Annotated in this window: 12 protein-coding genes and 1 tRNA gene; 3 read left to right on the top strand and 10 right to left on the bottom strand. The window is 68.7% G+C overall.

The genetic code is table 11. The features are described 5' to 3' along the window. Position 1: 1 nt before the first annotated feature. The 8 genes from GO308_RS05685 to GO308_RS05650 all read right to left on the bottom strand — a co-directional run bounded on the left by GO308_RS05685 (position 2) and on the right by GO308_RS05650 (position 12247). On the bottom strand, positions 2–1486 hold the full coding sequence (locus GO308_RS05685; protein WP_240884432.1) for a tetratricopeptide repeat-containing protein: 1485 nt from the start codon (positions 1484–1486) through the stop codon (positions 2–4). 53 nt (positions 1487–1539) lie between these two features. Continuing rightward, on the bottom strand, positions 1540–2031 hold the full coding sequence (locus tag GO308_RS05680; protein ID WP_156442224.1) for a nucleotide synthetase: 492 nt from the start codon (positions 2029–2031) through the stop codon (positions 1540–1542). Positions 2032–2036: 5 nt separating this feature from the next. Then, complete coding sequence (locus GO308_RS05675; RefSeq protein WP_066672864.1) at positions 2037–3653, bottom strand: toll/interleukin-1 receptor domain-containing protein; 1617 nt, start codon at positions 3651–3653, stop codon at positions 2037–2039. A gap of 196 nt (positions 3654–3849) precedes the next feature. Further along, positions 3850–4785: a hypothetical protein gene (locus GO308_RS05670; protein ID WP_240884431.1), complete on the bottom strand. Its 936-nt coding sequence runs from the start codon at positions 4783–4785 to the stop codon at positions 3850–3852. Next, complete coding sequence (locus tag GO308_RS05665) at positions 4776–7466, bottom strand: protein kinase/lanthionine synthetase C family protein (RefSeq protein WP_240884429.1); 2691 nt, start codon at positions 7464–7466, stop codon at positions 4776–4778. The genes GO308_RS05670 and GO308_RS05665 overlap by 10 nt, the downstream gene beginning before the upstream one ends. Before the next feature lie 57 nt (positions 7467–7523). Then, positions 7524–7940, bottom strand: a complete 417-nt coding sequence (locus GO308_RS05660) for a hypothetical protein (protein ID WP_066480873.1) — start codon at positions 7938–7940, stop codon at positions 7524–7526. A gap of 193 nt (positions 7941–8133) precedes the next feature. Next, a complete protein-coding gene (locus GO308_RS05655; RefSeq protein ID WP_240884421.1) occupies positions 8134–10485 on the bottom strand; it encodes an EAL domain-containing protein in 2352 nt (783 codons plus the stop codon). 73 nt (positions 10486–10558) lie between these two features. Then, positions 10559–12247 carry a FecR family protein gene (locus GO308_RS05650; RefSeq protein WP_240884419.1) on the bottom strand — a complete coding sequence of 563 codons (1689 nt, stop codon included), beginning with the start codon at positions 12245–12247 and terminating at the stop codon, positions 10559–10561. 133 nt (positions 12248–12380) lie between these two features. On the opposite strand from GO308_RS05650, the gene GO308_RS05645 reads away from it, so the two are divergent. Further along, positions 12381–14039, top strand: coding sequence for a ShlB/FhaC/HecB family hemolysin secretion/activation protein (locus GO308_RS05645; protein WP_240884417.1), 1659 nt, complete (start codon positions 12381–12383; stop codon positions 14037–14039). Between the two features lie 57 nt (positions 14040–14096). Here GO308_RS05645 and GO308_RS05640 read toward each other — a convergent pair whose 3' ends face one another. Together GO308_RS05640 and GO308_RS05635 are read right to left on the bottom strand one after the other, a co-directional pair. Beyond that, positions 14097–15110 carry a sugar kinase gene (locus tag GO308_RS05640; RefSeq protein ID WP_240884416.1) on the bottom strand — a complete coding sequence of 338 codons (1014 nt, stop codon included), beginning with the start codon at positions 15108–15110 and terminating at the stop codon, positions 14097–14099. A 304-nt stretch (positions 15111–15414) separates the two neighbouring features. Further along, positions 15415–15504: transfer RNA gene (locus GO308_RS05635), tRNA-Ser, on the bottom strand. 108 nt (positions 15505–15612) lie between these two features. Here GO308_RS05635 and GO308_RS05630 point away from each other — a divergent pair. Both GO308_RS05630 and GO308_RS05625 read left to right on the top strand, forming a co-directional pair. Continuing rightward, positions 15613–16659 (top strand): lytic murein transglycosylase, encoded by a 1047-nt coding sequence (locus GO308_RS05630; protein WP_240884414.1) that lies wholly within the window; start codon positions 15613–15615, stop codon positions 16657–16659. Then, entirely contained in the window at positions 16643–17455 is an 813-nt protein-coding gene (locus GO308_RS05625) for an SPOR domain-containing protein (RefSeq protein ID WP_240884412.1), read from the top strand. The genes GO308_RS05630 and GO308_RS05625 overlap by 17 nt, the downstream gene beginning before the upstream one ends. Positions 17456–17477: the final 22 nt, after the last annotated feature.

Genomic DNA, 17477 nt, shown 5'->3' with positions numbered 1-17477 from the left:
GCTACGCGTCGCGCCCCGCGCCGGCCACCGTCCAGACAGGCATCTCGCCATAGGCGGTCGACAGTTCCTGGTCGGATTCGCAGCGCAGCTCGGGCGCGAGCAGCAGCAGCGCCAGCCCGACCGCGCGCGAGGCAAGCAGCTGGCCCGGCGCGGCCGCCGACGCGATCAGCCCCGCCAGCTCGACCAGCCGAGCGGCGTCGTCGCTGCCGATCACCGGACCCGCGGTCAGGCCCAGGCGAAGCGCGGGCGCGCTTGCCAGCGCATCGAGCGCGACCCTGGCGGCGGCGGCAGGATCGGCGGCACGATGATGGCCTTCGGGCGCGATGCGGCTGAAAATGTCGGGGGCAGCTCCGGTTGTGCCACGGGCGGGCGGGGCGGCAACGATTGCCGTGATTTCGGCGTGCGGAATCGTCGCGACCGGCGCGCTCGATCGGGGTGCGGCAACGCGGATGAGCGGCAGTCCCATCCGTTCCCACGCTCGGTCGCTCGCCGCCGATGACTGGGCGTCGCCCGCAGCCTGATCGACCAAACGGAGCGCGACCGCCTGCGCTTCGAGCGCGCGTGCCTGACAGATCGCCGAGCCCATCGCGACCTGCGCCGCGAACTCGACGGCCGCGAGCGACACGTCCTGCCCCTGTGCAACCACCTCCACCGAGGCACTCCGCGCGAGCAGGCGGTCATACCGCTCGCCCCAATGATCGCCGAACGGCATCACCGATTGCCGCCGGAAAATGTCGGGACGCGCCGGCAGGACCAGATGCAGTTCGGCACCGCGATCCACCAGCAGCTCGGCGATGACGATGTCGGCGCCCGCCGCGAGCGCGCCATAGGCAAAGCCGCAGCGCAGCCGGTCGAGCCGATCGGCAAGGTCGCGACCGGATCCGCCGATCGTGGGGTCAAAGTGGATCAACCCGCTGAAGTGAAGCGCGGCGGGTGGAGCCAGCTGTTCCAGCCAGCGGTCGTCCGCACCGACGCAGCCGAGCAGCAGCCTGAACTGGCGCAGCGTGGAGGCGTGATCCTCCCACGCGTCGGGCGCGAGCGCGATCGCGTCGCGGAGCAGGTCGGCGGCCGTCTCGACCGGTCCGGTGTGCAGCGCGGCCTCCGCCCGGGTGGCGGCCAGCCAATAAGCGGTGTCCGGCTCGTGATCGCCCTGGTCGAGCAACGCGATCGTGGCGGCGGCGAACTCGCGCGCACGCGCGAAATTGCCGGCGAGCCGCTCGATCGCGGCCGCATTGATCAGCGGATAGGTCGCGCGACGACGCCGGGCAGCGGAAAGGTAGGCGTCGCGCGATTCCGCCAGCAGGCGCGAACGATCATCGCCCTGGGCGGCGACCGCCCGGTCCTTCAGCAGTCGCCCCCTGAGGTTCAACAGATCGTAATCGTCTTCGGCATGGCTGCCCGCCGCCTGCTCGAACATGCGCCAGGCACGCAGCGTATCGCCGGACCGCGCGACCCGGACGATCCGGCGCAGGTCGAGCCGATCCATCTAGAGCCGACCCGGGCAGGATGGTGCGAGCGAAAGGCGCATGAGACTGGCCATCAGCGGAAATTGTGCATGCGCGGCGGCGGATTGGTGATGTCGGGATCGACCGTCAGGGGCACGAAACGCACATTCTTGCGATCCTTCCCCCGCTGCAGGAGGTCGAGATTGATGTTGAAGCCGTGACGCGTATCGAACTTGCCGCCACGGTTGAACCGAGCCGTGAAGCGCGCGCGCCGATAGCGATCGAGCTTCTCGTCATAATCGAGATATTCGATGCCGCCGTAAAGCGAACGCTGGTCCGACTTGAAGGTAACGGCGTCGAACTGCTTCGAAAAGAAGATCTGCCGGCCCTCGAGCCGAACCTCGACGATCGAATCGCGTTCGATGGCGATGATGTCGGGTACCTTCAGATCCTGTTGCTGAAGCGTCAGCAGCACCTCGCCATTGTCCGCCGCAAGGCCGACGGTGAAGACGATCACGTCCTTCACCTCGTCGGACACCGTGGCCCGCGTGTTGAGCGGAACGTGCGTGGGAATGGTCGTGCACATCATCGTCACCTTTCATTTGAGGGAAATTGCTGCTCGATTCTGGCGTTCCAGGTCTTCCAGTCGCGATTGGCGGGATCGGAGCGCTGGAGCGCCGCCATTGCCGCATGCGCGGTGCCCGCCATTTCGACCGCGCGCGCTTCCGCGCCGGACTTGCGAAGGATCTGGGCCAGCGAGAAACGCGCGAGCGCCGCGTCCTGGCGGATGCGGGCGTTGCGCGGATCGCCCGCAACCAGCCGGTCGAGGATCGCGATCTGGCGGTGGCGCTGCGCCAGCGCCGACGTGATCTGGCCGTTCGCCTCCAGCGCCTGCGCCATCCAGGCGTGCCGGTTGGCGAGATCGAGCCGCAGCGCGGTATCGTGAGGCGCAGCCGCGGAAAGGCGGGCCATCGTCGCCAGCGCACTGGCGCAGCTTTGCAGGGCGGCGGGGAGGGTGCGTTGATCCTCGACCTCCACCGAACAGAGATTGCCGTGCGCATAGGCAAGTTCGCGCCGATAGGCAGGGTTGTTGCGATCGGCCGCCACCAGCCGCAACGCCAGCGCCTTGTATCGTGCGAAATGCGCCGACGCCGCCGGGCGCGCCTTGCGCATGAAGGCGACATAGCCGAGCCAGAACTCGCTTTGGGCATGCGCATAGAGGCGCTCGGGATCGTCGGGCGCGGCGGCGAGCAGCGCGGCGGTCGCCTGATGCGCTTCGGCGAACTTGGCGGCGGCGGTGGCGAACGCGCCCGATCGCTGCTCGTCCTCGCCCATCGCGTGCAGCACGCGCGCGCGGCGCTCGAGCGAGCCGGTCGGGAGTGCGGCCAGGTCGCCCTGCGCCGCATAATAGGCCATGGCGCGGCGATTGACGACGTCGAGCACGTCGAGGCGGCCCACGCCGCGCAGCCGGCCGCGAAGGTCCGTCAGCATGAATTCGATCAGCTGTTCCGCCTGTTCGCGCTGCTGCTCCGCCTCGCGCTGGGCGCGGATGGCCATGATCAGCGCCACCGCCAGAACCAGCACCGACAGCGTGGCCAGCGCCGTCGCGATCGCCACGCGGCGGAGCCGCCGCTGGACGTGCCGCTGAACCAGCAGGTCGAGCGGCACGCCGATGACCCCGGCGACCAGCTTCAGATAGGCGAGGAGACGGCCGTCGCCATGGCGCGTGAAGTCGGCCGCCGCGGGTTCATCGACGGCGCCAAACGACCGCGGCTGGCAGATGCCCGGCGGAAAGGCGGTTTGCGGCGTTCCCCTGACCAACGCGGCGAGGACGGGGCGATCGGGATGCAGCTGGCGGAATCGCCGGATCTCCAAGTCCACCCAGGCAGATTCGCGCGCGGCCGGCGAGCAGAGCACGATCAGGCAGGCGGACGCCGCCAGCGCCTCGTCCACCGCACCGCTCAGGCTGGCGGACGCGGCGAGCTCGCTGCGATCCATGAAGATCGGCGTCAGGCGGCGCGGCGCGACTCCACGCGCGGTCGAACGGCCGACCAGATGCCGGGGCACGCGATACCCTTCCAGCCAGCGATGGATCGCGCGCGCGATCGGCGCGTCGCTGTGGCTGTAGCTCAAGAATGCGCGATATTCCGGCTCAACGGCGACCTCGGGCTCCGCCGGTGGTGTCTCGCCTGGCGCGCTGGTGCCCATATCGCCCTCACGCGGCACGGACTCCCGGCCTTGGAACAAGGCACGCTGCTCCGCCCCCGCGCAACCCTGCGGTAACGCGGCCGGTGAAGGCAAGTGCAAACCCCGAACAACCGCAAATTGCGGGGGCAGCCGGCCCCGGCGCCCCGGTCCCGGACGATTTCCGCCGGAGACATGCCGTCGGCGTGCGGCACGGCCGTCACGCATCCGCGCGCGCCGACCGCGAGCCGAGCTGGTCGTCGACCGCGCCGAGCAACAGCCTGGCGGCGTGCGCCAGCCTCGGCCGGTCCATTTCCAGGAAGCGCGCGGCGTGGCGCGAAAAGTCGGCGTCGTTGCCGCGCCGCAGGGCGATCAACGCGCGGATCCAGTGCAGCCCGGCGACCAAATCGGGATGGGTATCCGCCGGGCCGATCGAAGGCCCTTCGCACGCGCGCAAATCGACCTCGGGGATGGCAAGGTTCATCAGCGCTTCGTCCATCAGCGCGGCGCGCTGGGCATCGGTCAGGGCGACCGGGGTCCGCCACGTGACGGGGATGGCGAGCGTCCATTCCGCGCACGGGTCGGCGGCCGCGCGCAGCAGCGTCAGCACCTGATCCAGCGTGACCTGGGCCGGAACGGAATAGCTGTAGGTGCGGATAACGTTGCGCACGAGATGCAGGCAACGAAACCCCATGTCGTGACCGAATTCGCGCTCGAGACGGCAGCACAGGCGGATGGCGGCGAGCAGGCGGTTGATCGCGCCCTGAAGATCGCCGGTGCGGTAGGCGAGATACGCCTCCGCCGGCAGCTGGAACGAGGCGGACGCGATCTGGGCATGTATCGACACCTCCGGCGCGGACGCGATCGCCTCCGCGCGCGCAAAGAGGTCGCCGGCCTCGACCATCATCCCCTTGCGGACAGCCACCAGGCCGCTTTCGCGAACCTCCTCCGCCGCGATGATCGCGGTGACGTCGGCGAGTGGCAGCGACGTGGCGAGTTTCATCAAGTAAGTGCTGCTGAAATCGCGGGCTGCATCGACCGGTGCGGTCGTGACATCGTGCCTGAGAAACACGCGCCGGGCGTCGGCCAGCCGGCGATCCGCAGGGGGACGCGGCGCAAGACTGCGCGGGTGAGCCGTGGTCGTCATCAGTTGCATGCCAACGCTCCCTTCATCGCTTGGGGCTTGAGGTTCAGGTCCGCCGTCAGGTCGACGCCCAGCGGCATGCCGACGGCAAGGACGTCCGCCCGCGCCAGCCGCGCCAGGAAATGCGCGACGCCGGCGCTGCCGATCATCAGGTCGGCGGTGGGGATGTGCGGGTTCTCGACCATCCAGGAGATCCCGTGCGCGTCGCGGCGCTGCAGGCCGATCAGCGTCGCGGAAATGCGCCGCGCGCGTGCGAGCCACTGCGGGTCGTCGAGGACGCGGGCGGCCTCCAGGTAAATCTCGCCCAGGCCGGCAAGGCCGTGGCACTGGCTGAGATTGGGATGACAGGGGCTGAGTGCGTGCGCACCCAGCGCATCGCGGGCAAGGTCTGCCCAGCGCGCGTCGCGATCGAGCGCGTAGAGCGCAAGCAGCGCCAACGCGATCCCCGGACCGCCATGGCACCACCAGTGCCACGCATCGTCGGGGTCCTGCGCACGCGGCCACCAGCTGTGCGCTCCGTTGCGTCGCGCCTGTCGAACCAGCCATTCCCCACCGGCCCGTGCCGCCGCCATGGCGTCGCGGTCCCCCCGGGCGCGGGCGTGCACCGCCAGGAAGTGGACGATTCCGGCGACGCCATGTGCGAACCCGGTATAGACGGTGCCCTCCATCCCGCTGACCCCGTCGGGCCACGCCCAGCTGCCGTCGGCGCGCTGACGATCGATCAGATAGCGCGCGCACTGGTCGGCATAGCGCGCCAACCCCGGCAGGCGCGCACCATGCGCGGCCTGGAGCGCCGCCAGTCCCTGGCCGGCGGCGCCATGCGTCAGATCGGGCCAGTCGAGCGGGCCGGAAAACACCTGGTCCAGATAGGCCTCGAACCAGCGGCCGCGATCGATGAGGCCGGCGTCGACCGCCTCGACAAAGGCGAGCGCGACCCCCGCCTCGCCGAAATGCAGGCCGGGCATCTGATCGTCGGGCGTCGCCGCATGCGCGAGCAGCCAGTCCACCGCGCGTTCGGCGAAATCGCCGACCTGCGCGGCGCGCGCGCCCAGCCGCACCAGCCGCGCCGCGCCATAGAGCACGCCCGCGACGCCGCGGTTCGCGCTGCGGAACAGCCGATAAGCCTGCGGCACCGACAGGCTGGCGTCATGGCCCAGTGCCTGGAGTTCGGGGGAGAGCGGCAATCCCGTGCGATCGTCGCGCAGACCGCCCGCGACCAGCCAGCTCAACGCACCGTCGAGCAGGGCGTCGTCGGCGCGGTCGGCGCGCGAGCTGATCGCGATCGTCCGCGCATCGATCCGGCGCAAGCGGGCCTCGACCTCGGCAATCGCCGGGCGGTCGGCCGGATCGGCGGCGAGCAGATCGACCGCCAGCGCGATCAGCGCCGACGGCGCACCGCTCAGCATCGTGAGGCGACCGGCAAGATCCGCATCCGCCGCCAGTGACATGCGCCGCGGATCGAACCCGGTGATCGCATTGGCGATCAGCGCGCCGACCGCGTACAGATCGTCGGCAAACGCGGCCGCGCCGCCGGCCTGTTGCTCGGGCGAGATGAAGCCCATCGTCCCCTGCATGAACAGCGCGTCGCGCTCGCCGACGGGGGCCGCCATTTCGAGGTCGAGGAGCCAGGTCCGGCCATCCGCCCCGACGCGGACGTTGCGGGGCGACAGGTCGCGATGAACGACCCCGCGGCGATGCAGGTCGCCGAGCGTCGCGGCGAGCCCGATCAGGTCGCCGATCAGCTGTTCGCGATGCGCGATATCGGCGCGATCATAGCGGCGGGCGGGTCGATCGGAAAAGTCGCGACCCTCGACATGATCGATCGCGAGGAACAGGCTGTCGTCGCGCTCGAACACCATATGGTGCCGCGGAATGGTGACATCGTCGCTGAGCCACGCGGCGAGCGCATGCTGATGCGTCAAGCGGTCCCACATGTCGCGTCCCTTGGGGTCCGACATGCAATGGCGTCGGCCTTCCTTCAGTACGATCAGGCCGCATTGCTCGGCGGACCGCATGTCCGCAGAGAGGAACACCGATCCCTTGGGGTGCGCGCTCAGCGAATCGAGCAGGAGGAAGCCGGGACCGATGAGGCGCGAGGCGAGCGACGAGTCGGTTGCCGCGGCGGGTGCCGATGAGGGCGCGGAGGTCGATCCCCCGGCCGTGGGCCAGGCCGCGAACGGATTGGCAATGCCATCGGGCGCGACGAAGGGGACGCGATATTCGGCCCCCGCAGGTGCCGAGCCGGCGGCCAGATTGCCGAGCCGGTCGCGCGTGAATGCCGGGTCGAACTGCCCGAAACGCGCATACAGCGTTTCGCCGAGCGGCAGGTCGGTGACGATCCGGGGCCCCGACAGGCCGGAAAGCAGGGGCAGGAGCGCTCGGGCCAGCGTCAGCGCCAGCGTGTCGGACGCGGGATAGATCGTCGCGAACTTTCCGATCTGGGTCGCGCCGAACGTCCCCTCGTTCAGCTCGCCGAGGATGCGTGCATCGCGGGCGATCTTGAACGGCGTGGCGTGCGCGCGCAGCACCGGCAGGATGCGCGCGATCACCGTCGGTGCCTCCACCTGGATCGACGAGATGTGCAGCTTCCAGCCGAAATCGCGGTCGGGCCTGCCCACCGCCGCCCATACGCCGGTGTCGCGGACCTCAAGGCCCCTTGACGTCAATTCTGCCAGATAGTCGGTCGGCTGCATCTTTTCAGTCCCTCGTCATGACATCCGGGTGCCCGCCGGACACCCGGATGCCGGCGGTCAGCGCATGAAGCTGGCGAACCGCTGGTTGATCTCCGCCTGGACCCGCTCGCCGATTTCGGCCGGGTTGATCACCAGGCTGCCGGGATCGGTGCGCAGGCTGCTCGTCGCGCAGCTCACACCGCAGCTCACGCCGCAGCTGCCACCGCAGCTCACGCCGCAGCTTCCCCCGCAGCTGCCGCCGCAGCTGGCGCCGCAATTCTCCGCCAGGCTGCCGGGCGAGAAACGCCCGGTCGCCAGGCCGACGACCAGGTCCTCGGGGTTGATGCGCAGGATCGCGGCCTTTTCCTCACGCGAGAGGAAGCCGACCGAGCCGAGCGTCTCTTCGGTCTTCCAGACGAGATTGTGGAAGAATTTGGGGTCTTCCTTGGCCTGCCGGATCAGGTTGGCCATTCCCTCGATGTTCTTGCCTTGCATGATGTGTCCTTCCTCTGAATGTGCGTCTGCGACCCGACATTCAGGAGGGAGGCGATCCGGTTTCGATGGAGACCGGTCGTCTCGTTCGCTCCGACACCGTAACTGCACGGTTGCGGCGGGGACGAATGTGACCAAGATCACGCCTGGAGGATTTTTTCGGTCGTCGTGCTGGCCGACCGCGAGCGGGGAACGGTTATCCCGCGCGTTTCAGGGCCAGCGGGGCAGCAGCCGCCGCCGGTTCGACGGGCACTCCGGCTGCGTCACTTGCCAGGCGCTGAAGCAGGTCGCCGGCGGGCATCGGCCGGCCGATGAAATAGCCCTGCGCCATGTCGCAGCCGATCGACTTCAGGAAGTCGAGGCACGCGCTGTCCTCGACGCCTTCGGCCACGACCTTGAGCCCCAGTTCGTGCGCGAGGTTGATCGTCGAGCGGACGAGCACCCCGTCGCTGCGATTCTGGTGGGCGAACTGGATGAAGCTGCGATCGATCTTCAATTCGTTGAGCGGCAGCTGCTTGAGGTAGGTCAGCGTCGACTGGCCGGTGCCGTAATCGTCCATCGAGATCGCGATGCCCATGGCGCGGAACGACTGCAGCGCGGCGACCGCGCGATCGGGATCGTTCATCGTCGCCGATTCGGTCACTTCGAAAATGAGCGAGGCGGGCGCGACTCCGCTGCGTTCGATCAGCCCCCGCAACGCGGTGATGAACTCTTCCGAACTCAGCAGCTTGGCGGAGATGTTGACCGCACCGTTGATCGCATGGCCCTTAACGCGCCAGGCGCGCAGGTCGTCGATCGTCTGGGCAAGCACGTGGAGGGTCAGCTTCGCGATGCGATCATTCTGCTCGGCGAGCGGGATGAACAGGTCGGGGCGAAGGAAGCCGCGGACCGGGTGCTGCCAGCGAACCAGCGCCTCGACACTCGCGATCCTGCCCTCGCGCAGGTCGAGCTTCGGCTGATAGGCGACCTGGATCTCGCCGCGTTCGATCGCCTCGTCCAGCTCGCTCAGCAGCGACAGCTCGCGGTCGATCGCCTCGTCGTCCTGGGACTGGTGGACGTACCACCCGGTCCCAAGCGCAAAGGCCTGCGCCGCGGCGAGGCCGGCCTGGGCGACGGTACGATCGAAATGCGCCACCCCCGCGTCCTCGGCAAAACCGATGGCGAGGGTGACGTCGACGCGGCGCCCGGCGACATCGATCGGGCTGAGCATCGTGGCGCGCAGCGCCGCCACCCGCTGTTCGATGTCGGTCCGGTCGTAACAACGCCAGGCGAGCACCCGATCCTCGATACGATAGACGGTCGCCCCCTGGGACACGAGCGCGACCCGGTCGCGAACGCGCCGGACCAGCTCTGCCGTCGCCGCACCGCCCAGGCCCGCCGCGATCTTTTCGAAATCGCCGACATAGGCGGTGAGCACGCCTTCGCCCCGATAGGTCTTGAGCGCGTCGATCAGCGCATGACGATTGGGCAGCCCAGTCTCAGGATCGTGCAGCCTGCGGCGGCGTGCGGCGGCGGCGGCGCGCATGCAAAGCGTGGCAATCCCGGCACAGGCGATCGCGACCAGTGCGGGGGCGAGCGGGAAAATCCAGTCGAGGCGCGCGTCGACGAGCAAGGCCGCTCCGACCAGCACGGTCGGGCCGCCGACAACCATCACGGCCAGGGTGCGACGCGAACGCGCATTGAGGATCGCGACCCCCAAACCCAGCCCGATCAGCAGCGGAAGCGGCCAGCCGCCCTCGCGCGGGCGCCCGTTGCGAAGCGTTTCCGCCGCCAGCGCCTGGATCACCACGCCGGGGATGACGCCATGCCTGGGCACCGCGTAACGATCGCCCAGCTCGACCGCGGTCGCGCCGATGACGATACTTTTGCCGCGAAGGGTGGCGGGGTCGAAGCGGCCGTCACGAATGTCGATGAAACTATGCCTGGGGATCGATCCCGGCTCGATCGCGAAGTCGATCGGAAAATCGGTATCGGCCGACCCGTTGACCCCCGCGATCATGGCGGAAAGGGAAGGGCGCGGCGTGCCGTCCGTCACCGTGCCGAGCAACATCCGGCGCACCAGCCCGTCCGCGTCCGGCTGGACGGTGACTGCCGCAAGCGCGGCATGCGCCCGAAAGGCGGGGATCGGGAGCGAATCGGTCCAGCTGTCGGCGTTGCTGCCGGTCCGCTGGCTGAAGGTCGGCAGGACGACCTTTCCGTCGGCGCGGGCGATCGATGCGGCGAAGGCTGCATCTTCGGCCGGTACGGAGGCCGAGGAGACATCGACGTCGAACGTTATGTTGGTTACGCCAGCCGCGTGAAGACGATCGACCGCGCGCGCATATTGGCCGCGCGGCCAGGGCCAGCGATCGATCGCCCCGATGCTGCGTGCATCAATCTCGACAATGTGAAGCTCGCCCGATGCGGGATGGGCGCGAAGCTGCCAGCTGAGTTGCCGGATCACCCGGTCAACGCCGACCCCCCACCCGAGAATACCGGTCGCGAGGGCGAGCGCACAGCTCAACGCCGCCGCGGCCAGCCGCCAGTGATGGTTCAATCTCTCGTGCAAGTGCGTGCCAACCTTCGGCGCGCACCGTAGCACCCGGGTGCTAACGGCGCGTCAACAAGGCGACGGCGTGAGGTTACCGGTCCTTGCCCTTGCCGCCGCCGTTGCCGTTGCCGTCGCCGTTGCCGCCCGCGTTACCGTTGCCGTTCCCGCCAGCGTTGCCATTGTCGTTGCCACCGGCGTTCCCGTTGCCGTTCCCACCGGCATTGCCGTTGTCATTGCCACCAGCATTGCCGTCGCCGTTCCCGCCAGCATTGCCGTTGCCGTTCCCACCGGCATTGCCATTGCCGTTGCCGCCAGCATTGCCATTGCCGTTCCCGCCAGCGTTGCCGTTGCCGCCAGCATTGCCGTTGTCGTTCCCGCCGGCATTGCCGTTGCCGTTCCCGCCGGCATTGCCGTTGCCGTTCCCGCCAGCATTGCCGTTGCCGTTTCCACCGGCGTTGCCATTGTCGTTCCCACCGGCGTTGCCATTGTCGTTCCCACCGGCGTTCCCGTTGCCGTTGCCGCCAGCGTTGCCGTTGTCGTTCCCACCGGCATTGCCGTTGCCGTTGCCGCCAGCATTGCCGTTGTCGTTGCCACCAGCATTGCCATTGCCGTTGCCGCCAGCGTTGCCATTGTCGTTGCCACCGGCGTTGCCGTTGCCGTTCCCGCCGGCGTTGCCGTTGCCATTGCCACCAGCGTTACCGTTGTCGCTCCCGCCGGCGTTGCCGTTGCCATCGCCACCAGCGTTACCGTTGTCGCTCCCGCCTGCGTTGCCGTTGCCGTTGCCGCCAGCATTGCCGTTGTCGGTCCCACCGGCGTTGCCGTTGTCATTGCCGGCAGCGCTTCCGTTGCCGTCGCCGCCGTTATTGCCGCTGGCGTTGCCGTCCAGGTTGTTGGCCACACCGTCATCAATCGTTGGGGCGCGCACATCGGCAATCACCGCGCGGATCGTCGCTGCCTCGATACTGGCGATCTGCATCGCGGTCGAACCGCCGACCAGGCCATTGGTCACCTTCCCGAGATCCGCTGCGGTGGCCGTGATCGGGCTGGTGATCATCTGAACCTGATCGATTTCGACGGCGCGATCCACGCTCGCAGGCGTGGTGGTCGCAACCTGGCCATCGGTGCGGGCGTCGGCCTCTGCGGTGCCATCGGGATCGGCGGGCGCAGGGGCGGGCGCCTGCGCACCCGGCGCATTGCGCTGGGGCGAATCGATCGTCCGCGTATCCCGGCCCTGCACGGTCAGTCGAAACCGGTCCGCGGCAGACACGATCGCCACCACACCCGGACGAATCAGTTCGCGCGCGCCGCCGTCGCTCGTCGCGGTTTCCACGGCTCCTTCGACGACCTGAAGCGACGATCCCTGGTCGGTGACGGTGATGGAGAAGGTCGTGCCCTTCACCACCGCGGCGAGATAGGGGGTGCGCACGCCGAAATGCGGATTGGGCTTCTTCTCGATCTGGAAGATCGCGTTGCCCCAGTCCTGCAGCACGTCGACGACGCCGCGCTGCGCCGTCGCTTGCGGGATGCGCACGCGGCTGTTGGCGTTGACGGTCATGAAATCCTTGCCGCGCACCACCACGACGCGTCCGCCCGCACCAGTCGCGACGGTGGCACCTTCGGCGACCGGCGTGCCGCGTTTCGCCGCGTGCTTGCCGGCCGCGTCCTGGATCGTCACCGGCCCGGATGCTTCGCTGATGGTCCAGCCGTTGCCCTGGGCCAATGCCGCCGGGCTGGCGGACATCAGGAATGCAATTGCGGCGATCTGAGCGAACCGATTCATGGTCAAAACCTTTGTATGGAGTTTGCCATTTATCGGGCGAGGCTTTCGCGGATGTTTTCATGCCTGGTTAACGCACTGATCCCTTGAGGAAGTTGTAACGCTTGGCACGCTATTGCGGCGTCGAAGATTGACCATGTCCACGATCCGCACCACCCTCTTGGCGCTCGCCCTTTTCGTTGCGCTTCCGTTCGGAGCCCCTGCTTTCGGGCAGAACGCGCTCGACCGCGTACAGCCGCCCGCCACGCGCGAGGAGCGCGCGCCGGCCGACACCCGCACCGAAAGCGAGCCCGTTCAGGTCGATGTGGACCAGCCGGCAACGGCGGCATCCCCGTCAAGTCGCGCGGTGATGGTGGGCGCGATCGCCCTAAAAGGGCTGCGCAGCCTGGCCCCGGCCGATTTCGCCGACCTGCTGGCGACGCGGGTGGGGCGCACGCTGACCCCCGATGCGCTTGCCCGGCTGGCATCCGACATCGCGGAACGCGCCCGTGCGCGGGGACTGGTGTTCGCGTCCGCCTGGATCGGCATACAGCAGATCGAGAATGGCGTGCTGACCATCGAGGTCGACGAGGGCCGGATCGAGGAGATCCGCTTCGACGGTGCCGAGGACCGGGCGGTGCGCGCGGCGCTGAGCCCGCTGATCAGCGACGCGCCGGTGCATGTCGGCGCGCTTGAACGGCGTTTGCTGATCGCCGGCGATATCGACGGGGTGCAGATTCGCAGCAGCCGCTTCGTGCGCGAGGGCGGGCGAGGGATTTTGATCGTGCGCGTCGTCCGTGACCGGATCGCCGGGCGGCTTACGTTCGCAAACGAAGGGACCCGGCCGATCGGCCCCGAACAGCTGACGCTCGACGTCGATTTCAATGCGCTGCTGGCCACCGACGATTCGCTGACCCTGACCTGGTCGGGAACCGCGATCGAGCCGAACGAGCTGCAGTTCGGCCGGATCCGCTATGAAAAGCGCATCAACCGCAGCGGGACCGAATTGTCGGTCACCGCGACAGGATCGGGCGCGCGCCCCGGTGCCTATCTCGAGCCGTTCCGGATCCGCAGCCATAGCTGGTATGTCGGCGGTGCGGTTCTTCATCCACTGTGGCGGCGTCGCTCGACAAGCCTTTGGTTCGAAGGCGAATTGGGTGTCCGTAACCTGATGCAGTCACGCGCCGGCCAGCTGGTTCGCGACGATCGCATGGCCACCGCGCGCGGCACGATCTATGGCCATCGCGACATCGCCGGCGGCCGGTTGCGCATCAGCGCGAGCGTGTCGCAGGGCCTCGACCTTTTCGGCGCGACCGATGCCGGCGATCCGATGGCGTCGCGGCGCGATGCGGATGCGACCTACACCACGGTCAGCCTGTGGACCGACTGGTCGCGCGACCTTGGCGGCAATGCGAGCGTGAGGCTGGCGGCGCTGACCCAGCTTTCGTCGCAACCCCTGCTCATCGCAGCCGAAATCGGGCTGGGCGGCACCGGTTTCTTGCGCGGATATGACTGGTCGGAACGCAGCGGCGACCAGGGCGCGATGGGCCTGGCCGAATTGCGCTACGCGATCGACCGCCCATTCGGCATCGCACGAAGGGCCCAGCTTTACGCCTTTGTCGACGGCGGCAGGGTGACGAACCTGCGCAGCGGCTTCGGCAGCGGTTCGCTCGCCTCGGCCGGCGGCGGGATCAGGGCGGATATCACCCCGAAATTCGGGGCAAGCCTTGAAGTTGCCGCCCCGCTGACCGGACGACGCTACGACACCAGTGATCGCACGCCGAAGATCAATTTCAGGCTTGTGCGGTCCTTCTGAGCGTTTCCGGGCGATGACGTCATCCGGGCGAGGCCGCCGCGCATCCCGACCGCGCGCCTAGCGCCGGACGTCCAGCGCGCCCGCATGGAACAGCGCGATATCGGCGCGCCCGAACAGGCTCGCATCGCCGGGCAGGGTGTGTTTCAGGCAGGCCAGCGCCAGTCCCGACGCGGCAATGCCCTGCAAGTCCTGGCCGCAATGCAGGCCGTGCAGGATGCCGGCCGCAAACGCATCCCCCGCGCCGATCCGGTCGACGATGCCGTCGACCACGACCGCGTCGGTCTCATGGCCTTGCGCGGGCGTGTCGATCCGTGCGGACAGGGCGTGGCGGTCGCTGGTCTGGACCTCGCGCGCGGTCGACGCGATGTATCTGAGGCCGGGAAACGTGCCGAATGCCGCTTCCGCCGCACGGCGGCGGCCGTCGGGATCATTCCCGTCGAATGGCTTGTCGAGCAGCAGGCTGACATCGCGATGATTGCCGAACAGCATGTCGGCCGCGGCAATGAGCGTCGACAGCGTGGCGCGCGGATCGCTGGTCCAGCGTTCCCAAAGCTTTGACCGATAATTGCAGTCGAACGAAACCGGGATTCCGGCCGATCGCGCAAAGGTCACGGCGTCGATCGCGGCCTGCGCGGCATTCGGCCCCAGCGCCGCGGTAATCCCGGAGACGTGCAGCCGCGCCGCACCGGTCAGCAGGCTGGGCCAGTCGAACGCGTCGGCGGGCGCATCGGCAAAGGCGGAGGCGGTGCGATCGTAAATCACCTCGGACGGGCGCATGCCGCTGCCCGGCGACAGGAAATACAGACCCATGCGTCCGTCCCCGAAGGACACCCGGCTGCAATCGACGCCACGGGACCGCACCGCGGCGACGGCCCCGCGCCCCAGCGCATTGTCGGGAACGATGCTGATCAGCGCACTGGCATGACCCAGGCAGGCAAGCGCCACCGCGACATTCGCCTCCGCGCCGCCGACCTCGACATCGAAACGGCCGCTCTGCATCAGCAGCTCCCGCCCCGGCGCGGCCAGCCGCAGCAGCAGCTCGCCGAAGCAAATGATCTGACCGGCGCTCATGCAGGCTTCCCCCTTTTCAGGCGTGTTCGCACACCCCGACACCATTTGACATTTGAACGAACCGGTTATCGGTTCAATCCCATCGGCAGATCGCGTCTACGAAACAACCAGAAACCTGTTCAATGCCGAACTTCGCCGCCTCGACCAAAAGGCGACCGGCCTGAAAGGGTTGCTAAGAGGGGGCTTTGTTCTTTTATTATAGATACTTGGATGCTTTTATTGATATCGAGTGCGAGGTTTGAGCAGGACGTCCGGGCGTAATTCCGCGCAGCCGTCCTTTTGCCAACCGGCCCGATTCAAAATGTGGCGGATGGGGTGGGATTCGAACCCACGGTGAGCTTGCACCCACGGCGGTTTTCAAGACCGCTGCCTTAAACCACTCGGCCACCCATCCGTCCCGGCGTGGCCATTTGATCGGCTTTCGGATCGCGCGCAAGCCGCATGTCGCGCCCTGAGCCAAACGGGGGTTCATCGCGCGCGCGGGCTGTGGCAGGGTATCGGGATGTTAAGAAAGCTGCGTTCATCATTTCGCCCGTTCACGCTTGCCGCGGTCGGTGCGGCGGCGCTCGTTCTGGGCCCGGCCGCGCCCGCGCAGGACGATGCGGGCTTCGCGCGCTACTTGGAGGAACTGCGCGGGCAGGCGACCGCCGCCGGGGTGTCGCGCGCAACCGCCGACGCGGTCTTCCCCACGCTGACGCTCAACCCGCGCGTGATCGAGCTCGACCGCGCGCAGCCCGGCGGCGGGTCGACCGCGGCGATCCCCGCATTTGCGCCCTATCGCGCGCGGCATGTCGATGCGGCGCGGATCAGCCGCGGGCGGGTCGCCTATCAGGCCAATCGCGCGCGCCTTGCCGGGATCGAGCGCGACACTGGCGTGCCCGAATCGATCATGGTCGCGATCTGGGGGCATGAGACCAATTATGGCGGCTATACCGGCGATTTCGACCTGCCGCGCGCGCTGGCGACGCTGGCCTATGAGGGGCGGCGGCGCGAGCTGTTCGCGGGCGAATTCATCGCGACGCTCAAGCTGATCGATCGTGGCATCCCGCGCGAACGGCTGAAGGGCAGCTGGGCCGGGGCAACCGGCTATCCCCAGTTCCTGCCTTCCATCTACCTGCGCGTGGCGCGCGACGGCGACGGCGACGGCACGGCCGATATCTGGCGCAGCGAAGCCGACGCGCTCGCGTCGATCGGCAATTACCTCGTCGACGCGGGCTGGCGGAAGGGCCAGCCCTGGGGCGTCGCGGTGAACGTGCCGGCGACGCTGGACCGCGGCGCGCTGGGCAACGCGACCGTCTCGCCGCGCTGCCCGCGCGTGCATGAGCGGCACAGCCGGTGGCGGACGATGGCGGAATGGCGGGCGCTGGGAATCGTACCGCAAAATGGCGCATGGCCCGCCGACGACGTGCTGGCGACCCTGCTGGAGCCCGACGGACCGGGGCAGACCGCGTATCTGCTGACCGGCAACTACCGGGTCATCCTCGATTATAACTGCTCCAATTTCTATGCACTTTCGGTGGGGTTGCTGGCCGATGAAGTCGCGCGTTGACCTGACGTTGGCGGCGCTGCTGTCGCTGGGCGCGGCCACTGCGGCGGCGCAGGACACGCCCGCCACGCTTTATCCCGCAGACGCGGCGGACAAACCGCGCGGCAGTTCGGGCGAAGGTGCTGCCGCGCGCCATGACGAGGTCGGGCCGGTCGGCGTGCAGTCCGACCTGGCCGGGATGCGGGTCGTCCATCCCGCACTCGCCGCAGGCGACGTGGTCGAGGTGACCGCGCTTGCCAACGGCCACAACGTGCTGGCGATCGTCCAGGCCGGCGCGGCGGACCGCGGGCGGATCGCGTCGATTTCCCCCGCGCTGGCCGACGCGCTCGGCATCGCGGCTGGCGATGCGGTGCGGCTGCGCAAGGTGGTGGCCTCGGCGGCCGATCGCGCGGCGTTGCGGGCAGGTGGCAAGGCAGCGGCGCGGCTCGACTCACCGCCCGCCTTGCTCGCCGGACTGCGCGCGACTCTGGCCGCGCGCGCCCAGCCGGCCGCATCGGCACCGACGCCTTCGGTCACCGCGCCGACCCGCAGGCCGGCGACCCCGCCCGTACGGTCGGTGGCGAAACCGACGCGTGTCGCGGTTCCCGCGGGGACCGGCTATTTCGTGCGGGTTGCCGTGCTGTCCATCCGCGAAAGGGCCGACAGCGTGGCGCGCGAGCTGGACGGCGAGGTGGTCGCGGCGGGCAAGCTGCATCTCGTTCGAATCGGGCCCTTGCCTGATCGCGCGGCGGCTGCGAAAGCTCGCGAACGGGCGGTCGCGCGCGGGTTCAAGGACGCGCTGATCGTCGCTGCGCCCTGACGTCCACTTTCATTCGAGTTCC

Origin of the sequence: Sphingomonas sp. SFZ2018-12 (assembly GCF_022496715.1) — a bacterium.
Classification (GTDB): domain Bacteria; phylum Pseudomonadota; class Alphaproteobacteria; order Sphingomonadales; family Sphingomonadaceae; genus Sphingomonas.
Note: the sequence above shows the minus strand (reverse complement) of the source record. Positions and strands in the feature narration are given on the sequence as shown.